This window comes from Bifidobacterium pseudolongum subsp. globosum (assembly GCF_000741295.1).
GTDB lineage: Bacteria > Actinomycetota > Actinomycetes > Actinomycetales > Bifidobacteriaceae > Bifidobacterium > Bifidobacterium globosum.
This window is the reverse complement of record NZ_JGZG01000005.1, coordinates 148,381-170,170: the sequence shown is the minus strand read 5'-3', so window position 1 is coordinate 170,170 and position 21,790 is coordinate 148,381. Positions and strand designations below refer to the sequence as shown.

General features: G+C 62.5%; 18 protein-coding genes and 1 tRNA gene. 5 read left to right on the top strand and 14 right to left on the bottom strand.

The annotated features are described in order from the left end of the window. Positions 1-17 precede the first annotated feature (17 nt). From BPSG_RS02910 to rpoZ, 3 genes are all read right to left on the bottom strand, one after another. Entirely contained in the window at positions 18-1,301 is a 1,284-nt protein-coding gene (locus BPSG_RS02910; protein WP_026643373.1) for a class I SAM-dependent methyltransferase, read from the bottom strand. Between the two features lie 54 nt (positions 1,302-1,355). Continuing rightward, entirely contained in the window at positions 1,356-2,582 is a 1,227-nt protein-coding gene (gene metK, locus BPSG_RS02905) for a methionine adenosyltransferase (RefSeq protein ID WP_026643374.1), read from the bottom strand. Between the two features lie 160 nt (positions 2,583-2,742). After that, complete coding sequence (rpoZ, locus tag BPSG_RS02900) at positions 2,743-3,027, bottom strand: DNA-directed RNA polymerase subunit omega (protein WP_026643375.1); 285 nt, start codon at positions 3,025-3,027, stop codon at positions 2,743-2,745. Positions 3,028-3,207: 180 nt separating this feature from the next. Between rpoZ and ilvD the strand changes: the two genes are divergently transcribed. Beyond that, complete coding sequence (ilvD, locus tag BPSG_RS02895) at positions 3,208-5,067, top strand: dihydroxy-acid dehydratase (protein ID WP_026643376.1); 1,860 nt, start codon at positions 3,208-3,210, stop codon at positions 5,065-5,067. Positions 5,068-5,164: 97 nt separating this feature from the next. Here the strand turns inward: ilvD and gmk are convergent, their stop codons facing one another. From gmk to efp, 6 genes are all read right to left on the bottom strand, one after another. Continuing rightward, positions 5,165-5,728 (bottom strand): guanylate kinase, encoded by a 564-nt coding sequence (gene gmk, locus BPSG_RS02890; RefSeq protein ID WP_051591982.1) that lies wholly within the window; start codon positions 5,726-5,728, stop codon positions 5,165-5,167. A gap of 32 nt (positions 5,729-5,760) precedes the next feature. Beyond that, complete coding sequence (pyrF, locus tag BPSG_RS02885) at positions 5,761-6,678, bottom strand: orotidine-5'-phosphate decarboxylase (protein WP_026643378.1); 918 nt, start codon at positions 6,676-6,678, stop codon at positions 5,761-5,763. Between the two features lie 15 nt (positions 6,679-6,693). Continuing rightward, entirely contained in the window at positions 6,694-10,077 is a 3,384-nt protein-coding gene (gene carB, locus BPSG_RS02880) for a carbamoyl-phosphate synthase large subunit (protein WP_026643379.1), read from the bottom strand. Then, the gene (carA, locus tag BPSG_RS02875) at positions 10,064-11,302 is read right to left on the bottom strand and encodes a glutamine-hydrolyzing carbamoyl-phosphate synthase small subunit (RefSeq protein WP_026643380.1); all 1,239 of its coding nucleotides are present in this window, start codon (positions 11,300-11,302) and stop codon (positions 10,064-10,066) included. The genes carB and carA overlap by 14 nt, the downstream gene beginning before the upstream one ends. Positions 11,303-11,383: 81 nt before the next feature. Continuing rightward, positions 11,384-11,812 (bottom strand): transcription antitermination factor NusB, encoded by a 429-nt coding sequence (gene nusB / locus BPSG_RS02870; RefSeq protein ID WP_022857766.1) that lies wholly within the window; start codon positions 11,810-11,812, stop codon positions 11,384-11,386. Between the two features lie 26 nt (positions 11,813-11,838). Continuing rightward, entirely contained in the window at positions 11,839-12,402 is a 564-nt protein-coding gene (efp, locus tag BPSG_RS02865; RefSeq protein ID WP_022857767.1) for an elongation factor P, read from the bottom strand. A gap of 267 nt (positions 12,403-12,669) precedes the next feature. Between efp and BPSG_RS02860 the strand changes: the two genes are divergently transcribed. After that, a complete protein-coding gene (locus BPSG_RS02860; RefSeq protein ID WP_099309734.1) occupies positions 12,670-13,221 on the top strand; it encodes a hypothetical protein in 552 nt (183 codons plus the stop codon). Between the two features lie 183 nt (positions 13,222-13,404). Then, positions 13,405-14,085, top strand: coding sequence for a Pr6Pr family membrane protein (locus BPSG_RS02855; RefSeq protein ID WP_026643381.1), 681 nt, complete (start codon positions 13,405-13,407; stop codon positions 14,083-14,085). 86 nt (positions 14,086-14,171) lie between these two features. Here BPSG_RS02855 and tuf read toward each other — a convergent pair whose 3' ends face one another. From tuf to rpsL, 4 genes are all read right to left on the bottom strand, one after another. Then, positions 14,172-15,371 carry an elongation factor Tu gene (gene tuf / locus BPSG_RS02850; protein ID WP_022857769.1) on the bottom strand — a complete coding sequence of 400 codons (1,200 nt, stop codon included), beginning with the start codon at positions 15,369-15,371 and terminating at the stop codon, positions 14,172-14,174. A 168-nt stretch (positions 15,372-15,539) separates the two neighbouring features. Beyond that, a complete protein-coding gene (fusA, locus tag BPSG_RS02845) occupies positions 15,540-17,669 on the bottom strand; it encodes an elongation factor G (protein WP_026643382.1) in 2,130 nt (709 codons plus the stop codon). A 33-nt stretch (positions 17,670-17,702) separates the two neighbouring features. Then, positions 17,703-18,173 carry a 30S ribosomal protein S7 gene (gene rpsG, locus BPSG_RS02840; RefSeq protein ID WP_003813834.1) on the bottom strand — a complete coding sequence of 157 codons (471 nt, stop codon included), beginning with the start codon at positions 18,171-18,173 and terminating at the stop codon, positions 17,703-17,705. A gap of 5 nt (positions 18,174-18,178) precedes the next feature. Then, the gene (gene rpsL / locus BPSG_RS02835; RefSeq protein ID WP_004269067.1) at positions 18,179-18,550 is read right to left on the bottom strand and encodes a 30S ribosomal protein S12; all 372 of its coding nucleotides are present in this window, start codon (positions 18,548-18,550) and stop codon (positions 18,179-18,181) included. A gap of 689 nt (positions 18,551-19,239) precedes the next feature. Between rpsL and BPSG_RS02830 the strand changes: the two genes are divergently transcribed. Together BPSG_RS02830 and BPSG_RS02825 are read left to right on the top strand one after the other, a co-directional pair. Continuing rightward, positions 19,240-19,315, top strand: a tRNA-His gene (locus BPSG_RS02830). Between the two features lie 199 nt (positions 19,316-19,514). Next, positions 19,515-20,540 carry a threonine aldolase family protein gene (locus BPSG_RS02825; RefSeq protein ID WP_026643383.1) on the top strand — a complete coding sequence of 342 codons (1,026 nt, stop codon included), beginning with the start codon at positions 19,515-19,517 and terminating at the stop codon, positions 20,538-20,540. 16 nt (positions 20,541-20,556) lie between these two features. Here the strand turns inward: BPSG_RS02825 and BPSG_RS02820 are convergent, their stop codons facing one another. Beyond that, on the bottom strand, positions 20,557-21,744 hold the full coding sequence (locus tag BPSG_RS02820; RefSeq protein WP_026643384.1) for a glycosyltransferase: 1,188 nt from the start codon (positions 21,742-21,744) through the stop codon (positions 20,557-20,559). Positions 21,745-21,790: the final 46 nt, after the last annotated feature.

Genomic DNA, 21,790 nt, shown 5'->3' with positions numbered 1-21,790 from the left:
TGTACGAGGGTACACGCTCAGTGCCGCGGCCACCACGGGCGCAGCGGATACACGTCGGTCCCGGTCCTGTCCGGCTTGGCACACAGGAACTGGTGGATCTGGATGTTGTTGTGCTCGAAGTTGTACGCGCAGCCCGCCATGTACAGGCCCCACAGGCGCGCCTTCGGTTCGCCGACCATCGCCACGGCCTCACGCCAGTGGGCCGAAAGGTTCTCGTTCCAGCGGTGCAGTGTGAGCGCGTAATGCTGCCGCAGGTTCTCCTGGTTGATGACCTCGAAACCGGTGTCCTGGATCGTCATCTCGATTTCGGCCGGGCTCGACAGCTCGCCATCGGGGAAGATGTAACGGTCGATGAACTCGCCCGCCTTCTTGCCCTGATGCGAATTGCACCGCGTAATCTGGTGGTTGAGCAGCATGGCGCCGGGCTTGAGCTTGTTGTAGATCTCCTGGAAATACGCCGGGTAATGCTTGTAGCCCACATGCTCCATCATGCCAAGCGAGCAGATGCCGTCGAAATCGCCTTCCGGCACATCTCGGTAATCCATGAGGCGCACTTCGGCGAGGTCCTGCAGGCCTTCTTGGCAAATCCAGCGCTGGCCCCATTCCACCTGCTCTTCGGACAGTGTGACGCCGAGCGTATGGATGCCACGTTTCGCCGCCTCGATTACCATCGATCCCCAACCGCACCCGATGTCGAGCAGCCGGTCGCCCGGTTTGAGCGCAAGCTTGTCCAGCACCAGGTCGAGCTTCGCCTTCTGCGCCGCTTCGAGCGATGTGTCGGGCGAATCGAACACGGCGCATGTGTAGGTCATGGAGGGGCCGAGGAACAGCACGTAGAAATCGTTGGACTGGTCGTAGTAGTAGCTGACCGTGGCCGCATCGCCTTTGCGCGTATGCGGCAGCAGGCCCTCACTCATGCGGCGCATGCGCCCCGGTCCTTCGATCGCCGGCGGTTCGGGCCGGCGGATGCCATGCGAGGCGACCGACGCGAGCGCCTTCGCCAATTGCGCCGGGTTCGGCGTGCGCAGGTACGGCTTGACGTCCACGAGCTTGCCGAACAACGCGTACGGGTTGCCTGGGTCGAGTTGCGGCGAATCGATGTCTCCCTGCAGGTAGGCGCGGGTCAGGCCGAGTTCGCCCGGGGCGTTGACCAGATAGTAGATCGCCCGTGAATTCCTGATGACCAGGGTCACCGGGGCATCTTCACTGCCATAGGTGGAGCCATCGAAGGCCTTGACATATATCGGGGCTCCCGGCTTCACAAACAGTTCCACCATCTGTCCCACACTCATTGCCGCCATACCTGCCTCTTTCCATTGCGGTCCGGCCGGCCATGTGTGGCCGGCCGGTCAAGCTCAGGCCTCATCTTCGGCAATCGCGGCCTTGAGCTGTGCGACTTTGTTGGTGCGCTCCCAAGTGAAGCCATCTTCCTCGCGGCCGAAATGGCCGTAGGCAGCCGTCTTGGCATAGATCGGGCGCAGCAGGTCGAGCTCGTCCACAATCGCCGCAGGACGCAGGTCGAACACTCGGCGCACCGCACGCTGGATCTGGTCTCGCGTCACACCATCCATCTCGGTGCCATACGTCTCCACATTAATGCTCACCGGTTCGGCTACGCCGATTGCGTACGCAACCTGCACTTCAACTTTGTGTGCAAGCCCGGCGGCCACGATGTTCTTGGCCACCCAACGCGCGGCGTAGGCGGCCGAACGGTCCACCTTACTTGGGTCCTTGCCGGAGAACGCGCCGCCACCATGGTGTGCGGCGCCGCCGTAGGTGTCGACGATGATCTTGCGGCCGGTCAGGCCGGCGTCGGCGGCCGGCCCGCCCATGATGAACGATCCTGTCGGGTTCACGAGCACACGGTAGTCGTCGTGGCGCACACGGTCGCCCAACACCTCGTCGAGCACCGGCGTGATCACATGGTCGTTGAGCTGCTCACGCAGCCAGTCCTGGCGCACGGCTGGGTCGTGCTGGGTCGACACGAGCACGGTGTCCACACGCTGGGGCACATCATGCTCGTTGTATTCGATTGTCACCTGCGTCTTGCCGTCGGGGCGCAACGACGGCACCTCGCCGTTCTTGCGCACCTCGGTCAGACGCCGGGCGAGTTTGTGCGCCAAGTGGATCGGCAGCGGCATGAGCACATCGGTCTCGTCACTTGCATAGCCGAACATCACGCCTTGGTCGCCGGCGCCCTGCGACTCATAGCGTTCCTCGCGTGAGGCCGCGGTCTCCTCGTCGCGCGACAGACGCGACACACCTTGGTTGATTTCCGGGCTCTGCTCGGTGATCGCCACGAGCACGCCGCACGAATTAGCATCCAACCCCACTTCGGAGCTCGTGTAGCCAATGTCACGCGCCACAGAGCGCACAATGTGCTGGATGTCGCTGTAGCCTTCGCTCGTCACTTCACCGAACACAAAAAACTGGCCTGTTGTGGCTGAAGTCTCCACCGCCACATGCGAATGCGGGTCCTGTCGCAGCATGTCGTCGAGAATCGCGTCGGAAATCTGGTCGCAGATCTTGTCCGGGTGGCCTTCGGTCACCGATTCCGCGGAAATCAATTTGAGCTCTGCCATGTGTTTCTCCCCTTGGTACTCAATCAGTCACGTGTGTGCGTTGTGCGCAGGCGCATAAATGACCGGGGCCTGCGCTCCCAAGTGCGCATAAGTGCGGCGATGCCCCGGCACACGCAGGCAGGCGCCTCGCGTGCCGGGGCATCGCCAACGGATGCGCCGGTCAGTTGCCTTCGCTCAGGTCGTCTTCGCCAAGGGTCTCTTCGAGCAGGCCCTCGTTGATTTCACGGAACGCGATGGACAGCGGCTTTTCCTGGCTCTCGTACTCCACGAGCGGGCCCACGTTCTGCAGCAGGCCCTCGTTGAGCTGCGTGAAGTAGGAGTTGATCTGACGTGCGCGCTTCGCTGCGAAAATCGCCAGCGCGTACTTCGAATCAGCGTGCTCCATAAGATCGTCAATCGGCGGATCTGCAAGTCCGGTTGGTGTAGGCTCGGTGCCGAATACCATAGTAGAGATCTCCAAATCACTCGCAAATGCTTGTCTCAAAGAGTTCAGTCTACCGTAAGCCATTGATTTGCGCCACGGCAACAGACACCACGCATGCAATTGTCAAGATTTGTCAAATATTGCCCACCATGTGGCCCACGGTACTGACTTTTCGTCGGTATTCCGGTTGAATGGTGTCTTATGGAAATGCGATCTGCAAAAATCATGAATGGAAGAATCTTCGCCGGCGCGCGTGCGCTCTACCGTGCGGCCGGCGTGGACGGCAAGGACTTCGGCAAGCCGATCGTCGCCATCGCCAACTCGTTCGACGAATTCGTGCCTGGGCACGTGCATCTGAACAAGGTGGGACGCCTCGTCTCCGAAGCGGTCAAGCAAGCCGGCGGCATCCCGCGCGAATTCAACACGATGGCCGTCGACGACGGCATCGCCATGGGCCACACCGGCATGCTCTATTCGCTGCCGAGCCGCGAGATCATCGCCGACACCGTGGAATACCAGGTCAACGCGCACTGCGCCGACGCGCTCATCTGCATCTCGAACTGCGACAAGATCACGCCGGGCATGCTCATGGCCGCGCTGCGCCTCAACATCCCCACCGTGTTCGTCTCCGGCGGTCCGATGGAGGCCGGCACAACGGTGCTGCCCGACGGCACCGTCAAGGAGAACACCGACCTGATCGATGTGATGTACGCCTCGGCCGACGACAATATGACCGACGAGGACCTGCTCGCCTACGAACGCACCGTGTGCCCCACGTGCGGCTCGTGCGCCGGCATGTTCACCGCCAATTCGATGAACTGCCTCAACGAGGCGATCGGCCTCGCGCTGCCCGGCAACGGCACCGTGCTCGCCTCGCACGGCTACCGCAAGCAGCTGTTCGAGCGTGCCGCGCAGACCGTGGTCGACATCGCGAACCGCTACTACCAGCACGACGACGAGTCGGTGCTGCCGCGTTCGATCGCCACCAAGCACGCGTTCGAGAACGCGATGACGATGGACGTGGCGATGGGCGGCTCCACCAACACGGTGCTGCACATCCTCGCGATGGCGCAGAGCGCCGACGTCGACTTCACGCTCGACGACATCGAGCGCATCAGCCACACCGTGCCGTGCATCTGCAAGGCCTCCCCCTCCGGTGAATGGGAGATCTCCGACGTGCACCGCGCCGGCGGCATCACCGGCATCCTCGGCGAGCTCGACCGCGCGGGCAAGCTGCACCGCGACGTGCATTCGGTGGATTACCCCTCGCTTGAAGCCAAGCTCGCGGACTGGGACATCATGCGCGACACATGCACCGAGGAGGCGCGCGACTTCTTCAAGGCAGCGCCCGGCCACATCGTCTCGCCCGAACCGTGGACGCATGAAACGACGTTCGAGTCGCTCGACACCGACCGCGTCAACGGCGCGATCCACGACATCGACCACCCGGCGGTGACCGAAGGCGGCCTCGCCGTGCTGCGCGGCAACCTCGCGCCGGACGGCTGCGTGGTGAAGACCGCCGGCGTGCCGAAGGAGATCTGGACGTTCCGCGGACCGGCGCTCGTCGTCGAATCGCAGGAACAGGCGATCGAAGTGATCCTCAACGACACGCTCAAGCCGGGCCAAGCGCTGATCATCCGCTATGAGGGCCCCAAGGGCGGCCCGGGCATGCAGGAGATGCTCTACCCCACCTCGTTCGTCAAGGGCAAGGGCATCGGCAAAGAGGTCGCGCTCATCACCGACGGCCGCTATTCCGGCGGTTCCTCCGGCCTGTCAATCGGCCATGTGGCGCCGGAGGCGGCGAGCGGCGGTCCGATCGCCCTCGTCGAAAACGGCGACATGATTGTGATCGACATTCCGAACCGCACGATCAACGTGGAGCTGAGCGACGAGGAACTCGCCGAGCGCCGCGCCAAGCTCGAGGCCGGTGACGGCTATGTGGCGCACCGCGACCGTCAGGTGAGCCAGGCGCTCAAGGCCTTCGCCGCGTTCGCCCGCTCGGCGGACAAGGGCGCCACGCGTGACCCGGAGCTCATCAACAAGCTCTCCGGCCTCGCCTAATCGCGTACTCTGTGCAGATAAAGCCGTGGGGTTGGCCCGGAATGGTTTCCGGGCCAACCCCACACTGGTATATATGGCCAGACGGCCTATGCGGCAATCAATCGAGACCGTATTCCGCTGCGATGACGTTCCATAGGTCGTCGGCGGCCTGTTCGACGGTGTTGTTCACAATCGTCACATCGAACTCGGGCTCGGCGGCGAGTTCCACCTTCGCAGTCTCCAAGCGCTTCACCTGCTGTTCCGGCGTCTCGGTGCCACGCCCGACGAGCCGCTTCTTCAGTTCGTCGAAGCTTGGCGGGGCCAGGAACACATAGACCACGTCGAGGCCGAGTTCGCGCGCACGTTCCTTGACACGGCGCGCGCCCTGCAGGTCGATTTCGAGCACGGTGGGCACATTCGCCGCCAGATGCTCCTCTACCGGGGCAAGCGGCGTGCCATAGTGCGCCATGCCGTGCACAAGCGCCGTTTCAAGGAACTCACCGGCGCGCTCCTTGGTTTCGAACTCGTCTTCGCCCATGAACCAGTAGGTCACACCGTCCACTTCGCCGGGCCGAGGCGCGCGCGTTGTCGCGGAGACCGAGACCCACACCTCGGGATGCTGCTTGCGCAGCGCCGCCTCCACAGTGCCTTTGCCGACTGCGGTGGGGCCGGTCAGCACCATGAGACGGCCCCCTGTGCGTTCCTGCTGATTCGTCACGATTCGTCTCCTTCGAGCGTTGCCATCAATGCGCGCCGAATGTCGAGTGAAATGCTTTCGGTGGCTTGGATGAGATCCTGGATTCGCGGACCATGTTCCGAAATCGCGCGCGACACGGTCACGAGAACGTTGCCGTGTGTGCCGCGGAACACCGTGCGCAGGTCGTCCGCTTCGGCGCCTTGCCAGCCGTAGCCCGGCGACAGGATCGGACCGGTGAAGCTGGCGGGCGCCACGCCGCTTTCCTGCAACCACTGGCCGATGGTGGCACCGATGATCAGGCCGACGGAGCCGAGGCCCTTGACGTCCTCATTGTATTTCTGTGCGGTGTTGGCGATGCCGTAGGCCACGGTCTTGCCTTTGTATTCGCCGGTCTGGCGAATCGCCGTCTGCAGGCTCGCGCCTTCCGGGTTCGAGGTGAGCGACGCGATGAACACGCCACGTCCATGGTCGAGCGCGTCATTGATCACGCCGCCGAGCGAGCGAGCGCCATAATACGGCAGCAGGGTAATCGCATCCGCAAGCATCGGTGCGCCCTGCTTGAAATAGGCGTCAGCGATTGCGGAGATCGTGGTGGACAGACCGCCGTGCAAGCAGTCGACAATCGTGATGATGTCCATCTGCCGTGCGGCATAGAGCACACGCTCCAAGGCGGCGTAGCCTTTGGCGCCGTACCGTTCGAACATCGACGACTGGAATTTGACGGCGGCGGCGCGGCCGCTGGCCGCCTGCAGCATGCGCATGGCATACAGTTCCGCGCCTTCCGCGTTCACCTGATAACCCCACTCGGAGAGCACCTTGCGATGCGGATCGATGCCCACGCACAGTGGGCCGTTCTGCTTCATCGAATTGCTCAATCGCAGACCGAAATCGGACCGCAACGCAAATTGCTCTTCTGGAGTGAGACCGGAACTCATCGCTTCACCGCCTTGCTATGCCTGCTTGCTCTCCAATGCGAACAGTTCACGGGCATGTTCCTGAATGCTCATGACCTGGTAGTCATTGGCTTTGACTGCTTCGATAGCCAATAGTACCGCAGAGAATTCGGTCATCGTGGTGAACTGGGGCACATCGGCGGCAATGGCCGCGGCACGGATCGAGTATCCGTCGGAGCGCGAGCCGCGCGAGTTCGGCGTGTTGAGGATCAGGTCGATCGTGCCTTCCTCGATGAGCTCCACCACGTTCTTGCCCACGCTGCCTTCGGCCTTGTCGATCTGCACGGGGGCGTCCGGGTCGGAGTCCACGCGGGCCGTGATCTTGTCGACAATCTTCGATTCGATGCCATAGCGGCGCAACACCGAGGCCGTGCCTTCCGTGGCCCAGATCTGGAAGCCGAGTTCCACAAGGCGCACCGCGAACAGTGGCAGCTGGCGCTTGTCGGTGTCGTTCACCGAGATGAACACATTGCCGCTTGTGGGCAAGCCGCCTTCGTATGCGGAGAGCTGGCTCTTCGCGAAGGCGTGCGGGAAGTCGCGGTCGAAGCCCATGACCTCGCCTGTCGAGCGCATTTCGGGACCGAGCAGGATGTCGACGGTCTTGCCCACGGGCGTGCGGAAGCGCTTGAACGGCAGCACGGATTCCTTGATGGCCACCTGCTGGCCCAAGCGCACATCGCCACCGTCGCCGTGCGGCAGCAGCAGGCCGTTGGCGCGCTGCTGCGCGATTGTCTCCCCCGCCATGATGCGCGCGGCGGCCTTCGCGAGGGCCACACCGGTGGCCTTGGATGCGAACGGCACCGTGCGCGACGCGCGCGGGTTCGCCTCGATCACGTACAGCGTGTTGGCCATGAACGCGTACTGCACGTTGATCAGGCCGCATACGCCGCAGCCCTTGGCGATCGCGTAGGTGGCTTCGCGCAGGCGGCGAATCTGGTCGTCGCTCAAGGTGCTCGGCGGCAGCGTGCACGCGGCGTCACCGGAATGCACGCCGGCCTCTTCGATGTGTTCCATGATGCCGCCGATGTACAGCTCGTCGCCGTCGAACAGCGCGTCGACGTCGATTTCGATGGCGTCCTGCAGGAACTTGTCGATGAGCAGCGGCGAAGGCAGGCGCCCAGACACCACGGTGTCGGCCTTGGCTTCGTTGAGTGCGCGGTTCACGTACTTTTCGAGCTGCGCGTCGTCGTAGACGATCTCCATGCCGCGGCCGCCGAGCACGTAGCTCGGGCGTACGAGCACCGGGTAACCGATGGAGTGCGCGGCGTCGAGCGCCTCCTCGAGGCTGAGCGCGGTACCGAAACGCGGTGCGTTGAGCTTCTCCGCGCGCAGCACCTCACCGAACAGTTCACGGTTTTCCGCCAGGTCGATCGATTCGGGCGTCGTGCCCAGGATCGGCACGCCGGCGGCCTTGAGTCGCGCGGCGAGCGAAAGCGGCGTCTGGCCGCCGAGCTGCACGATCACACCCTTGATCGGACCCATCTTCTTTTCGGCTTCGTAGATCTCGATCACGTCTTCGAACGTGAGCGGCTCGAAGTAGAGACGGTCCGACATGTCGTAGTCGGTCGAGACGGTCTCGGGGTTGCAGTTGACCATGATTGTGTCGCAGTCCTTGCCGAGTTCCTGCACGGCGTGCACGCACGTGTAGTCGAACTCGATGCCCTGCCCGATGCGGTTCGGGCCGGAGCCGAGGATGATCACGGCCTCGCGGTCGCGCTTGCGCAGTTCGCTCTCGTCGGCGTAGCACGAGTAGTAGTACGGTGTGACCGCGTCGAACTCGGCGGCGCATGTGTCGACGGTCTTGTACACCGGGTGCAGCCCATAGTTCCAGCGCAGTTCGCGCACGGTGTTCTCCCCGGCGTCACCCAGTCCGCGCAGGCGCGCGATCTGCAGGTCGGACAGGCCGGCGAGCTTCGCCTTCTTGAGCAGGCGCGGCGAAAGCGTTTCGGCGTCGCGCACCTGCATCGCGGTGTCGTTGATGAGCATGAACTGCTTGACGAACCACGGGTCGATCTTGGTGGAGGCGAAGATCTGCTCTTCGGTCGCGCCGCCCCAGATGGCGCGCATGATCTGCAGGTAGCGGTGCTCGGTCGGCACCTTCATCGCTTCGAGCAGCTCGGCGACCTCCTGCTCGCCCGGCTTCTCACCGCTCCATGAGAATCCCATGTCACGTTTGTCGATGGAACGCATGGCCTTGCCGAGTGATTCCTGGAAATTGCCGGCGAGGGCCATCGCCTCGCCCACCGATTTCATCGAGGTCGTCAGTGTCGGGTCGGCGCCCGGGAACTTTTCGAACGCGAAGCGCGGCACCTTGGTGACCACATAGTCGATTGTCGGTTCGAAGCTCGCCGGTGTGGACTTGGTGATGTCGTTCTGGATCTCGTCGAGCGTATAGCCGAGCGCGAGCTTCGTCGCGATCTTCGCAATCGGGAAGCCCGTGGCCTTCGACGCCAGCGCGGACGAGCGCGAGACGCGCGGGTTCATCTCGATGACGATGATGCGGCCCGTGGCGGGGTGCATCGCGAACTGGATGTTGCAGCCGCCGGTGTCGACGCCCACACCGCGGATGATCGCGATGCCGATGTCGCGCAGCTTCTGGTATTCGCGGTCGGTCAGTGTGAAGACCGGCGCCACGGTGATCGAGTCACCGGTGTGCACGCCGACCGGGTCGACGTTTTCGATTGGGCACACGACCACCACGTTGTCGTTGCGGTCGCGCATGAGCTCGAGCTCGTATTCCTTCCAGCCCTCGATGCCCTCTTCAATCAGCACCTCGTCGGTCGGGGAATAATGGATGCCGGCGCCGGCGATGCGGTGCAGTTCCTCGGTGTTGTGCGCAATGCCCGAACCGAGGCCGCCCATCGTGAAGCTGGGGCGCACCACAAGCGGGAAGCCGAAGCGTTCGGCGATTGCGTCCACCTCCTCGAGCGTGTGCGCGATGTCAGAGCGTGCGGATTCGGCGCCGGCCGCCTCGACGACCTCCTTGAACGACTCACGGTCCTCACCGCGGTCGATGGCTTCGAGCGAGGCGCCGATGAGCTCCACGTTGTACTTCTTCAGCACGCCCGCCTCACCGAGGGCCACCGCAGCGTTGAGCGCGGTCTGGCCGCCGAGCGTGGGCAGCAGTGCGTCTGGGCGTTCCTTGGCGATGATGCGTTCGAGGATCGGCGTGGCGATCGGCTCGATGTAGGTGGCATCCGCCATCTCCGGGTCGGTCATGATTGTGGCCGGGTTGGAATTCACGAGGATGACACGGATGCCTTCTTCGCGCAGCACGCGGCACGCCTGGGTTCCCGAGTAATCGAACTCGGCGGCCTGACCGATGACGATCGGGCCCGAGCCGATGACCATGACCGACTTGATGTCGTTACGCTTGGGCATTCGTGGATTCCTCCTTGGCATTCTTTGCATTGGCGTCGTTCATCATCGCGACGAAGCGGTCGAACAGATATGCGGCATCGTGCGGGCCGGCCGCGGCCTCGGGATGGTACTGCACCGAGAACGCGGGAATGTCGACGCACTGCAGGCCTTCCACAACGTCGTCGTTGAGGTCGACATGGCTTACGAACACCTTGCCGAATGCGCCATCCTGATAGGGGGCGTCCACGGTCTGGCCGAGCGGGGCGTCCACGGCGAACCCGTGGTTGTGGGCGGTGACCTCCACCTTGCCGGTCGTCACGTCCTTGACCGGCTGGTTGATGCCACGGTGGCCGAACTTGAGCTTGTAGGTGCCGAAGCCAAGGGCCCGGCCGAGCAGCTGGTTGCCGAAGCAGATGCCGAAGAACGGGTAGCCGGCGGAAAGCACCTCACGCAGCATGGCGACCATGTCATCGGCCTGTTCCGGATCTCCCGGGCCGTTCGAGAAGAAGACGCCGTCGGGATTGAGTTGCTCGATTTCCTCGAACGTGGTCGTCGACGGCAGCACGACCACGCGGCAGCCGCGCTCGGCGAGGCGCTGCGGGGTCATCGCCTTGATGCCCAGATCAACCGCGGCCACCGTGGCCACCGGTTCCTTGCCTTCGAACGCGCCGGCGGGCTCGACCACGTAGCGTTCCTTGGTGCTCACCTCGTCGTAGAGGCTCATGCCCTTCATCTGAGGGGTCTGGCGCACGTCGTCGAGCAGCGCGTCGATGCTGCGCGGCTCGCCTTGGCCGTCGAGCAGGGCGTCGCCCGAGAAGATGCCCGCGCGCATCACGCCGGCCGTGCGCAGATGGCGCACAAGCTTGCGGGTGTCGATGTGGCTGATGCCCACGATGCCGTTGTTGACGAGCGCGTCATCGAGGCTGCCTGTGGCGCGCCAGTTGCTCACATTGACGCTGGGGTCGCGCACCACATATCCAGCGACCCAAATGCGCGAGGACTCCGGGTCGCTGGGGTTCACACCGGTGTCGCCGATGTGCGGGAAGGTCTGCACCACGATCTGGCGGTCGTAGCTCGGATCGGTAAGCGTCTCCTGATAGCCGGTCATGGCCGTGGAGAACACAATCTCTCCACGGGTGGCCCCAACGGCGCCGTATGGTTCACCGATGTAGACCTGCCCATCTTCGAGGACGAGCACAGCATCCTGTGCGGTGTAGTTGTCGGTTGCCGAGTCGAGCTGGTTCACCCAAACCCCCAATTCATCAAGGTAGTTGTACCGTGGATAGCGGCCGGTTGAGACTCGCGACCCGGCCTAACGCGCTTGAATTCAGTTGGTCTGATCGGTAGGTGCCCCATGCGGCTTGCTTGCGCAGATGGCGCTGAGCAAACCATGGATGAAGGCGGGTGCGTCGTCGTCGCACAATTGCTTGGCGAGATTCAGCGCCTCATCGATGGCCACCTTGTCGGGCACATCGTCGTTGTAGACGATCTCCCATACCGCAATACGTAGAATATTACGGTCGACCACGTGCATGCGTTTGACTTTCCAACCTGTGGAATGCTCATTGAGCAGGCCGTCGATGTCTCGCCGGTTGTCCGCCACCCCACGCACGATTTCGATGGCGTATTCGGGGAGGGGTGTCTGTGCGCCGGGTTCGGCGATGCGCTCATCGAGAAGGGACAGGATGCTCTGCCCCTTCTCGTCAGCTTCATACAGTGTGTTCAGAGCCCGTTTGCGAGCGGTGGAACGTGCCATGGAACAGTGGGTCCTTTATCTGCGCGTCAGTTCTCGCGGCCCAGGTAGGAACCGTCTTCGGTGTTGACCTTGACCTTCTCGCCTTCGCCGATGAACAGCGGCACCTGGATCTCGGCGCCGGTCTCCACGGTCGCGGGCTTGGTGCCGGCGTTGGAGCGGTTGCCCTGCAGGCCGGGCTCGGTGTGGGTCACGGTCAGCACGACGGATGCCGGCAGTTCGACGGAGAGCGGGGTGCCGTCGTGGAAGGAGACGATGCAATCGGTGCCTTCGAGCAGGTACTTCGCCTTGTCGCCCACGAGGCTCTTCGGGATCATGATCTGGTCGTAGGTCGTCATGTCCATGAAGACGAAGTTGTCGCCATCGTCATAGGAATACTGCAGCGTGCGGTTGTCGACGGTCTCGAAGTCCATCTTCATGCCGGCATTGAAGGTCTTGTCCACGATCTTGCCGGACAGTACGTTCTTGATTGTCGTGCGTACGAAGGCGGGGCCCTTGCCCGGCTTGACGTGCTGGAACTTGATGACCTGCCACAGCTGGCCGTCCAGATTGAGGATGGATCCGTTCTTGATGTCGTTGGTAGTCTGTGCCAAAATACTCACCTATTCGTTCGCTCGTTGGAAAGCTATTGTGTTGAAAGCCATATAGAGCCTACGACATTATGCCAGAAGCCCCCTACAGCTGCAACCACGCCGTCATATCGTGCGCGATTGCCGCCATGCAAGCCTGTTCGCTCTTGACATCATTTGCGCCCACGCTCCTCCACTCCCCCCATGTTTTGCGGTATATCGGAAAGTGTTTGCGGTCGGCGCGTTTCGTGTCCGACCGCCCAGACCGCATGGATTGCATAGGAGGAAACCATGAACAATCCAATGATCACCGACGCGCTGCTCGACGGCCGTTCCATCATCGTCGTGGGCCACGCGCCGCTCGACAGCAAGGTCACCGCTTTCCAGTCGCTCGTCGACGCCTTGGCGAACAAGCGCAAGCTCGGCGTGATCGATGAGCACCATGTGCTGCCGACCGTGCCACCGTCCGCGACGGTTATCGATGCCGATGGCAAAGGTGTCGACGCGATCCACCACACCATCCGCGAGGATAACATCACCGCCGTCGCGTTCCCCACGATGCGCCGCGGCGACATTGTGCGCATGCTCATGGATTACGCCGGTCAGGAGAACGGGCAGGTGCTGATGATCAACGAGGGCATGTCCGACGCGGTGCAGACCCTGCGCGGTGACCTGCCGATGATGCTGCTCAAATCCTCGCCGTCAGGGCATACCGAGTTCTCCGATGCTGCGATCAAGGCCATGGACCCGGTTGTGGTGACGCTGGACCGCAACGGCAATGTGGAGTCGATCATAACCGTCGACAAGCATGCCGAAGGCATTGTGGCGATGCCGATGCAGTGACGGGCACGCTCTACGCGGCACTTGGCGATGGCACGGATTTGTGGCGTTCCACAAGTCCGTGCCATCGATTTCTTCGGTATGCACATGGCGCGCACCACATGCCATTGCCGTAGACTGGTGCTTGCGGCCCGTTGCCGCCCAGCGGCGGCAACGGGCCTTATCGTCTGCCCACGAAAGGTGATTATGGTACGCAGCAGAACAGCCCAACTCATATTCCAATCGTTCTATGTGGCGATCGGCCTCGTCGGCATCGTCGGCAGCCTCGGTTTCTACGAGCATTCGTTCGACGATGTCTTCTACGTGTATTTCACGAATCTTTCCAACTACCTGTGCATCGCGGTCATGCTGCTTGAGCTGATTCAGACCGCGCAACGCAAGGCCGACGGATTCGTCACGCTCAGCCCAGCGGTCAAATTCATCAGCGTCACAGCGATCCTGCTGACATTCTTCGTGTTCAACATCCTGCTCGCCGGGGCGCCTGACCGCGATCCGGCCCAGAACTTCACGATCACAAGCATCTCGTTCCATGTGGTACTGCCGCTGCTGTTCGTCTTCGACTGGATTCTGTTCTACGAACACGGCCGTGTCAAGTGGACGTATCCGCTGTATTCGACGATCTTCCCTCTCATGTATCTGGCGTTCGTCTACATCCGTGCATGGATGGTGGGATTCGACCTCAACGTGCCCAAGCTCTATCCTTACTTCTTCATCAACCTTGACGAGCAGGGTGTGGCGGGCGTTGTACGCTGGGTGGTCATCCTGCTTGTCGCGTTCATCGTACTCGGCTATGTGCTGATGGGCATCGACCGCGCGCTCGGGTCGGCCAAGCGCAACGGCGGCATTGAAGTCACGGCCAACGTCTGATTTTCCCCGCATATACCAAGAGGGGGCTTCCCATCTGGGAAGCCCCCTCTACGCTAGTTCAGCGTGTCAGATCGCGTCTGATGAGATCAGGCGAGGATCTTGGTGACACGGCCCGAGCCGACGGTGTGGCCGCCTTCACGCACTGCGAAGGTGAGGCCCTCTTCCATAGCGATCGGCTGGATCAGCTCGACCGTGAAGGTCGCGTGATCGCCAGGCTGAACCATCTCGACGCCTTCCGGCAGCGTGATGACGCCGGTGACGTCGGTGGTGCGGAAGTAGAACTGCGGACGGTAGTTCGAGAAGAACGGCGAGTGGCGGCCACCCTCGTCCTTGGTCAGAACGTAGACTTCGCCCTCGAACTTGGTGTGCGGGGTCACGGAGCCCGGAGCAGCCACAACCTGACCACGCTCCACGTCGGTGCGGCCGAGGCCACGGAGCAGCAGACCGGTGTTGTCGCCAGCCTCGCACTCATCCATCTGCTTGTGGAAGGTCTCGATGGAGGTGACGGTGGTGGTCTGGGTCGGGCGGATGCCGACAATCTCAACGTTGGTGTTGATCGGCAGCTTGCCACGCTCGACACGACCGGTGACGACGGTGCCACGGCCGGAGATCGTGAAGACGTCCTCGATCGGCATCAGGAACGGCTTGTCGAGGTCGTGGACCGGGGTCGGGATGTAGTCGTCGACATCGTTCATGAGTTCCTTGACGGTCTCGACCCACTTCTCGTGGTCCGGAGCGTCGTCGTGCAGCGCGCCGTAGGCGGAGGTGTGCACGACCGGGCAGTCACGGTCGAAGCCGTTCTCGTCGAGGAGGTCGCGGACCTCTTCTTCGACGAGCTCGATGAGCTCCTCATCGTCGACCATGTCGCACTTGTTCAGGGCGACGAGGATCTTCGGGACGCCCACCTGACGGGCGAGCAGCACGTGCTCGCGGGTCTGAGCCATCGGGCCGTCGGTCGCGGCCACAACCAGGATGGCGCCGTCCATCTGAGCAGCGCCGGTGATCATGTTCTTCACGAAGTCGGCGTGGCCCGGGCAGTCGACGTGAGCGTAGTGACGCTTCTCGGTCTGGTACTCGATGTGGGCGATGTTGATGGTGATACCACGCTGCTGCTCTTCCGGAGCGGCATCGATCTGGTTGAAGTCATACTCCGGGTTGAGATCCGGGAACTCATCGTGCAGCACCTTGGAGATGGCTGCGGTCAGGGTCGTCTTGCCGTGATCGACGTGACCGATGGTACCAATGTTAACGTGCGGCTTAGTACGCTCGTACTTTTCCTTTGCCATGTGTGTTGTCCTCCTGGACGTTTCTCGTAGTAAGCCTTGAGCGATCAAGGCACTTGCTACATTTTACTGGGTTTCTGGGTTGTCGCCACTTATCGAGCCCGAACCCAGTCAGCGCTACAAAATATTAGCGCTGACTGGAGACAGGTTCAAGTCCGGTGGCGGCGCGTGTCACTCGCCGCGCTGGGCCTTGATGATCTCGTCCGCGACGGCCTTCGGGACCTCCGCGTACGAATCCATCTGCATGGTGAACATCGCACGGCCCTGCGTCTTGGAACGCAGGTCGCCGATGTAGCCGAACATCTCGCTCAGCGGCACCTTCGCGTCGATGACCTTGACGCCGGTGGCGTCGTTCATCGACTGGATCTGGCCACGGCGTGCGTTGAGGTCGCCCATGACGTCGCCCATGTACTCTTCCGGAGTACGGACTTCGACAGCCATGATCGGCTCGAGGATGACCGGCTTCGCCTTCGGCGCGGCCTCCTTGAAGCACATGGAGCCTGCGATCTTGAAGGCCATTTCCGAGGAATCGACGTCGTGCACCTGGCCGTCGACGACCGTTGCCTTGACGCCCACGACCGGGAAGCCTGCGAGGATGCCGGATTCCATGGCCTCCTGCACACCAGCATCGATCGAAGGGATGAATTCCTTCGTGATGTGGCCGCCGGTGACCTCGTTCGCGAACTCGTAGACCTCGCCGTTCTCGGTGTCGAGCGGCTCGAAGTTCATGAGCACCTTTGCGAACTGGCCGGAACCGCCGGTCTGCTTCTTGTGCGTGTATTCCTGGTTCATGACGGCCTTGCGGATCGTCTCACGGTAGGCGACCTGCGGCTTGCCGACGTTGCACTCGACCTTGAATTCGCGGCGCATACGGTCGACGATGATGTCGAGCTGGAGCTCGCCCATGCCCGAGATCAGCGTCTGGCCGGATTCCTCGTCGGTCTTGACCTGGAAGGTCGGATCCTCGTCGGAGAGCTTCGCGAGGGCGATGCTCATCTTCTCTTGGTCGGCCTTGGTCTTCGGCTCCACGGCCACCTCGATGACCGGGTCCGGGAAGGTCATCGACTCGAGCGAGATCGGGTGCTTTTCATCGCACAGCGTGTCGCCGGTCGTGACGTTCTTGAGACCCACGAAGGTGTAGATGTTGCCGGCCTCGGCGGAATCCACCGGGTTCTCCTTGTCGGCGTGCATCTGGAAGATCTTGCCGACGCGTTCCTTCTTGCCCTTCGTGGAATCGAGCACGTTGTCGCCCGGCTTGATAACGCCGGAGTAGACGCGCACGAACACGAGCTTGCCGTAGAACGGGTGGGTCGAGATCTTGAAGACGAGGGCCGAGAACGGGTCGTCGAAAGTGGGCTTGCGGTCGATCTCGACGGATTCGTCGGACGGATCGAAGCCAACGATCGAAGGAACGTCCTCAGGGCTCGGCAGGTAGTCGACGACGGCGTCCAGCATCGGCTGCACGCCCTTGTCCTTGAACGCCGAACCGCACAGGACCGGGTAGGCCTGACGGCTGATGGTCAGCGTGCGGATGCCCTTGCGAATCTCCTCTTCCGAAAGCTCGCCGCTCTCGAGGAACTTCTCGAGCAGCTCTTCGTCGGACTCGGCGACCTGGTCGAGCAGTTCGGAACGGTACTGCTCAGCGCGGTCCTTGAGGTCGTCCGGGATGTCCACGGTGTCGTAGTGGGCGCCCATGTCGTCCTTGACGTCGTTCCAGACGTAGGCCTTCATGCGAATCAGGTCCACAACGCCGGAGAAGTCGTTCTCAGCGCCGATCGGCAGCTGCACGACGAGCGGGGTGGCGCCCAGCTTCTCCTTGATGGTGTCGACCGAGTAATAGAAGTCAGCGCCCAACTTGTCCATCTTGTTGATGAAGCAGATGCGCGGAACGCCGTACTTGTCGGCCTGACGCCATACGGTCTCGGACTGCGGCTCAACGCCCTCCTTGCCGTCGAAGACGGCCACGGCGCCATCGAGCACGCGCAGCGAACGCTCCACCTCGGCGGTGAAGTCGACGTGGCCCGGGGTGTCGATGATGTTGATCTGGAACTGCTCGCCCGTGTCGTGGGTCTGACGGTTCCAGAAGCAGGTGGTCGCAGCGGACTGGATCGTGATGCCACGCTCCTGCTCCTGCGCCATGAAGTCCATCGTCGAAGCGCCATCGTGCGTCTCGCCGATCTTGTAGTTCTTACCGGTGTAGTACAGAATACGCTCGGTGGTGGTGGTCTTGCCGGCATCGATGTGCGCCATGATGCCGATGTTGCGAACCTGATTCAGGTTGCTAAGCACGTCCTGTGCCATAAGTGTTCCCTGGCCCTTTCTGGTCTGGTGTGATTACCAGCGGTAATGAGCGAAGGCCTTGTTGGCCTCTGCCATCTTGTGGGTGTCTTCGCGGCGCTTCACGGAAGCGCCGAGACCGTTGGAGGCGTCGAGGATCTCGTTGGCGAGACGCTCGGCCATCGTCTTCTCACGACGAGCACGGGAGAAATCGGTCAGCCAGCGCAGCGACAGCGTGTTCGCGCGGGCGGGCTTGACCTCGACCGGCACCTGATAGGTGGCGCCGCCGACGCGGCGGGAGCGCACCTCGAGGGACGGGCGGATGTTGTCGAGCGCGCGCTTGAGCACGGCGACCGGCTCCTGGTCGGTCTTCTCCTTGACCATGTCAAGTGCCGAGTAGACGATGTCTTCGGCGATCGACTTCTTGCCGTCGAGAAGAATCTTGTTGATGAGCTGCGCGACTACGGTCGAGCCGTAGATCGGGTCCGGCAGCAGCTGGTGTTTCTTGGCGGGTCCTTTACGTGACATATCTCTTACTTCGCCTTCTTTGCTCCGTACAGGGAACGGCCCTGCTTACGATCCTTGACGCCCTGGGTATCGAGTGCACCGCGCACGATGTGGTAACGCACACCCGGCAGATCCTTGACACGGCCGCCGCGCACGAGCACGATGGAGTGCTCCTGCAGGTTGTGGCCCTCACCCGGAATGTAAGCGGTGACTTCGATGCCGGAGCTCAGACGCACACGGGCAACCTTACGCAGAGCCGAGTTCGGCTTCTTCGGCGTGGTGGTGTACACACGGGTGCATACGCCGCGGCGCAGCGGGCTTCCCTTGAGAGCCAAAGTCTTGGACTTCTTCGGCTTTGCCTTACGTCCCTTACGGACAAGCTGTTCAATAGTAGGCAACTTGAATTCTCCGATTCAGTGGTATCTGTTCTTCACTCGTGAAGCCGCCTCACTGCAGCCCCACTCCCCCTGATCCGTTGCGAATCGGAAAAGACAGCCACTGTTCACCGGCCCGATGACCCTCCGTTCTCTCACCGCCGCATTGCTGCGCGTGATCCAAACGAACTCGGGGATATCCCAGCCCGCGCTCCTGTCACATAAGGTGCACGGCTGGCACACACAAGGAACCAAGATACCACAGGCACAGAAAAAAGGCAACCCCCGGAGTGTCTAGGTACCTCCGGGGGTCGCCTCGCTTCTCTATACCCATTGTTCGCGCCATTGCCTCGACGCTACCGCGGTTGCATTCTATCTCCTACCAATCGCCGCGGTGGCGTCTGCCGCATCCATCGCATCCATTGTGTGTGCCATCACCCACGGCGCGCATCCCTTGCGCGCGATCATGCCATGCGCCGAATGCTCCGGCAGCCCATGCTATCTGCTGTTACGTTGCGCAATGTTGTAATCGTCCGGCGCCACCCTGCGCCGTCTCGGTGTTGTAACCCTTGTGTCCTTGCACTTACGAGTATAGTCCAAAATCGCGCGCGACACGACCCCGCCACCACCCGACACGCCGTGTGCACACATTGGCCCGGCATTCGTGTATAGTGTTCACCTGTTGTCCGGTTCCCAACGGAACCGCTGCAATGGTGGCTATAGCTCAGTTGGTAGAGCATCTGATTGTGGTTCAGAAGGTCGCGCGTTCGAGCCGCGTTAGCCACCCCATCAACCCCGGCCTTTCCTTCGATGGAAGCCGGGGTTTCTTGTTACGTCACGCCGGCAGGCGGCGCACGCGTCCGCCCACGGAAGGCATCGCCCCGTGCCCCACGTTCACCGTGCGCGGCAATCCGCGCCCTTCCAAGGCCCAGCAGGTAGACTACTCAGCAGTACACGCTGCCCGCCTACGAGCACTAAGGAGCCCGCCATGCTGTCTTTTGAAAACGATTATTCCGCCGCCGCCTGCCCGCAGATCATCGCGCGCATGCAGCAGGTCCAAAACGAGACGCACCCCGGCTACGGCACCGACGACTACTGCAAAGCCGCCGCCGGCAAGATCCGCGCACTGTGCGACAGCCCGGAAAGCGACATCTGGTTCCTCACCGGCGGCACGCAGACGAACCAAGTGGTCATCGACTCGATCACCGCGCAATATGCAGGCGTCGTCTGCGCGGACAGCGCGCACATCAACACGCATGAGGCCGGCGCAATCGAGGCGACCGGGCACAAGGTGCTCGCATTGCCGCAGCAGGGCGGCAAGATCAGCGCGCCGCAGCTCGACGACTATTGCGAGCGCTTCAACGCGGACGCGAACCATACGCACATGGTGCGCCCGGGCTGCGTGTATGTCTCGCAGCCGACGGAATACGGCACGGTGTACACGCGCGCCGAGCTCGCCGCGCTCGCGCAGGTGGCGCACGACCACGGCATGCCGCTGTTCATCGACGGCGCACGCTTGGGCTACGCGCTCACATGCGACGCGAACGACGCGAATCTCGACGACCTTGCGCGCATCACCGACGTCTTCACGATCGGCGGCACGAAGGTCGGAGCCATGTTCGGTGAGGCTGTCGTGTTCACGCGCGGCAACACGCCCGAGAACTTCACCGCGCTCGTCAAACTGCATGGCGCTCTGCTCGCCAAGGGCTGGCTGCTCGGCCTGCAGTTCGACACGCTGTTCACCGACGACCTGTATTTCCAGTTGTCGAAGCACGCGAACGCGCAGGCGGACAAGATTCGTCAGGCGCTGCTCGACAAGGGGTACGACATCGCGTTTGTGTCGCAGACGAACCAGATCTTCATCACGGTGACCCATAGCCGCGCCCAGGAGCTGCAGCAGCAGGTGAAGCTGGGGTTCATGGAGGCCGTGGACGCCAGCCATGTGATGCTGCGCATCTGCACAAGCTGGGCCACGACCGACGATCAGGTGGCGGCGCTCATCGCGCTGCTGTAGGCGCTGTGTACGCGGTTCAGCGTGTGGCGCAGTGTGCCGCGATCGTCTCGCGTTCCATCTGCACGAACTGGTGGACCGACGATTCGACGGAGTAGTGCTCCTTCGTGTGGTCGGCATAGGTCTGCCCCCACTCGTTGAGTTCGCGCGGGTGTTCGATCCACCAGTCGATGTGCGCGGCGAGCCGTTCGGGATGCCCGACCTCATACAGCGATTCCGGGCAGAGCGCGAACTGGCTCGCCGCGCTCTGCGGCGACTTCGCGATGACCGGCACGAGCCCGCACGCCATGCCTTCGATCACACTGACCGATTCGAGGTCGGCAATCGACGGATGGCACAGCAGGTCGCACGACTGCAGCAATGCGGGCATGTCGCTGTTGCGGTGAAAGCCGATGGACGCGGGGCGCGCGAGTTTCTTGCGGGCGAGCCGTTCGAGTTTGCGTTTGATCGGCCCGGTGCCGGCGATTGTCAGATGGATGTCTTCGGCGTGCGTGCTGCGTGCGATCGCCTCGATGAGCTCCACATGGTTCTTTTCGTTCGACAGGCGGCCGGACGCCACGATCTTGAACGGCACGCCCGCCGCTTCGTCGTCCGGGCGCTGCCGCTTGGGAGTAAACCGCGCCTGGTAGCCGTTTGAAATCACATGGATCGGCGCCGTGTAATGGTGCTCGCGCAACAACCGGGCCCCCAATTCCGTCGGCACATGGATCGCGTCGACGTTGCGGTACAGCCAGTGCTTGAACAGCCAATAGATGAACGAATCAGCGCCAGGCACATATTTGAGCGGCCCCGCGGAATACGTCACGTTCTCCGGCTGCACATGGTAGCCGGCCGTGACGGGCAGGCCCTTGGCCCGCGCCGCGGCGAGCGCGTGCCGCCCGAATTTGAATGGCGTGTAGATGTGCACGATGTCCACGCCGTCGAATGCACGGTCGAACAACGTGGCGCTCGGCTGCGCGAATTGCATCTGCTGTTTCGCCGCCACCCAGCTGACGAGCGGCACCCGGTTAACCTTGGCCGGGTATTCGGGGGCATTGATGCCCACGAGGCGCACATGGTGCCCTTGCCGTTCCAACTCCTGAGCCCACTGCAACGCCGAATTCGACGTCCCGTTGCCGCGGTTGCCGAAGGTGTCCACCACCATGGCGATCGTCAACGGCCGTTCGGTGGTCTGCTGCGGGCTTTCGCCGTTCTTTGCTGCGCACATGGAAGTTCAGTCTAACCATGGCGCATGTCAAAGCGCGGCGCATGTC

What these genes read in the sequence shown, in the direction of transcription:
- BPSG_RS02910 (WP_026643373.1), bottom strand. Translation starts at nt 1,301, where the DNA reads ATGGCGGCAATGAGTGTGGGACAGATGGTGGAACTGTTTGTGAAGCCG.
- metK (WP_026643374.1), bottom strand. Translation starts at nt 2,582, where the DNA reads ATGGCAGAGCTCAAATTGATTTCCGCGGAATCGGTGACCGAAGGCCAC.
- rpoZ (WP_026643375.1), bottom strand. Translation starts at nt 3,027, where the DNA reads ATGGTATTCGGCACCGAGCCTACACCAACCGGACTTGCAGATCCGCCG.
- ilvD (WP_026643376.1), top strand. Translation starts at nt 3,208, where the DNA reads ATGGAAATGCGATCTGCAAAAATCATGAATGGAAGAATCTTCGCCGGC.
- gmk (WP_051591982.1), bottom strand. Translation starts at nt 5,728, where the DNA reads ATGGTGCTGACCGGCCCCACCGCAGTCGGCAAAGGCACTGTGGAGGCG.
- pyrF (WP_026643378.1), bottom strand. Translation starts at nt 6,678, where the DNA reads ATGAGTTCCGGTCTCACTCCAGAAGAGCAATTTGCGTTGCGGTCCGAT.
- carB (WP_026643379.1), bottom strand. Translation starts at nt 10,077, where the DNA reads ATGCCCAAGCGTAACGACATCAAGTCGGTCATGGTCATCGGCTCGGGC.
- nusB (WP_022857766.1), bottom strand. Translation starts at nt 11,812, where the DNA reads ATGGCACGTTCCACCGCTCGCAAACGGGCTCTGAACACACTGTATGAA.
- BPSG_RS02860 (WP_099309734.1), top strand. Translation starts at nt 12,670, where the DNA reads ATGAACAATCCAATGATCACCGACGCGCTGCTCGACGGCCGTTCCATC.
- BPSG_RS02855 (WP_026643381.1), top strand. Translation starts at nt 13,405, where the DNA reads ATGGTACGCAGCAGAACAGCCCAACTCATATTCCAATCGTTCTATGTG.
- tuf (WP_022857769.1), bottom strand. Translation starts at nt 15,371, where the DNA reads ATGGCAAAGGAAAAGTACGAGCGTACTAAGCCGCACGTTAACATTGGT.
- fusA (WP_026643382.1), bottom strand. Translation starts at nt 17,669, where the DNA reads ATGGCACAGGACGTGCTTAGCAACCTGAATCAGGTTCGCAACATCGGC.
- rpsG (WP_003813834.1), bottom strand. Translation starts at nt 18,173, where the DNA reads ATGTCACGTAAAGGACCCGCCAAGAAACACCAGCTGCTGCCGGACCCG.
- BPSG_RS02825 (WP_026643383.1), top strand. Translation starts at nt 19,515, where the DNA reads ATGCTGTCTTTTGAAAACGATTATTCCGCCGCCGCCTGCCCGCAGATC.
- BPSG_RS02820 (WP_026643384.1), bottom strand. Translation starts at nt 21,744, where the DNA reads ATGTGCGCAGCAAAGAACGGCGAAAGCCCGCAGCAGACCACCGAACGG.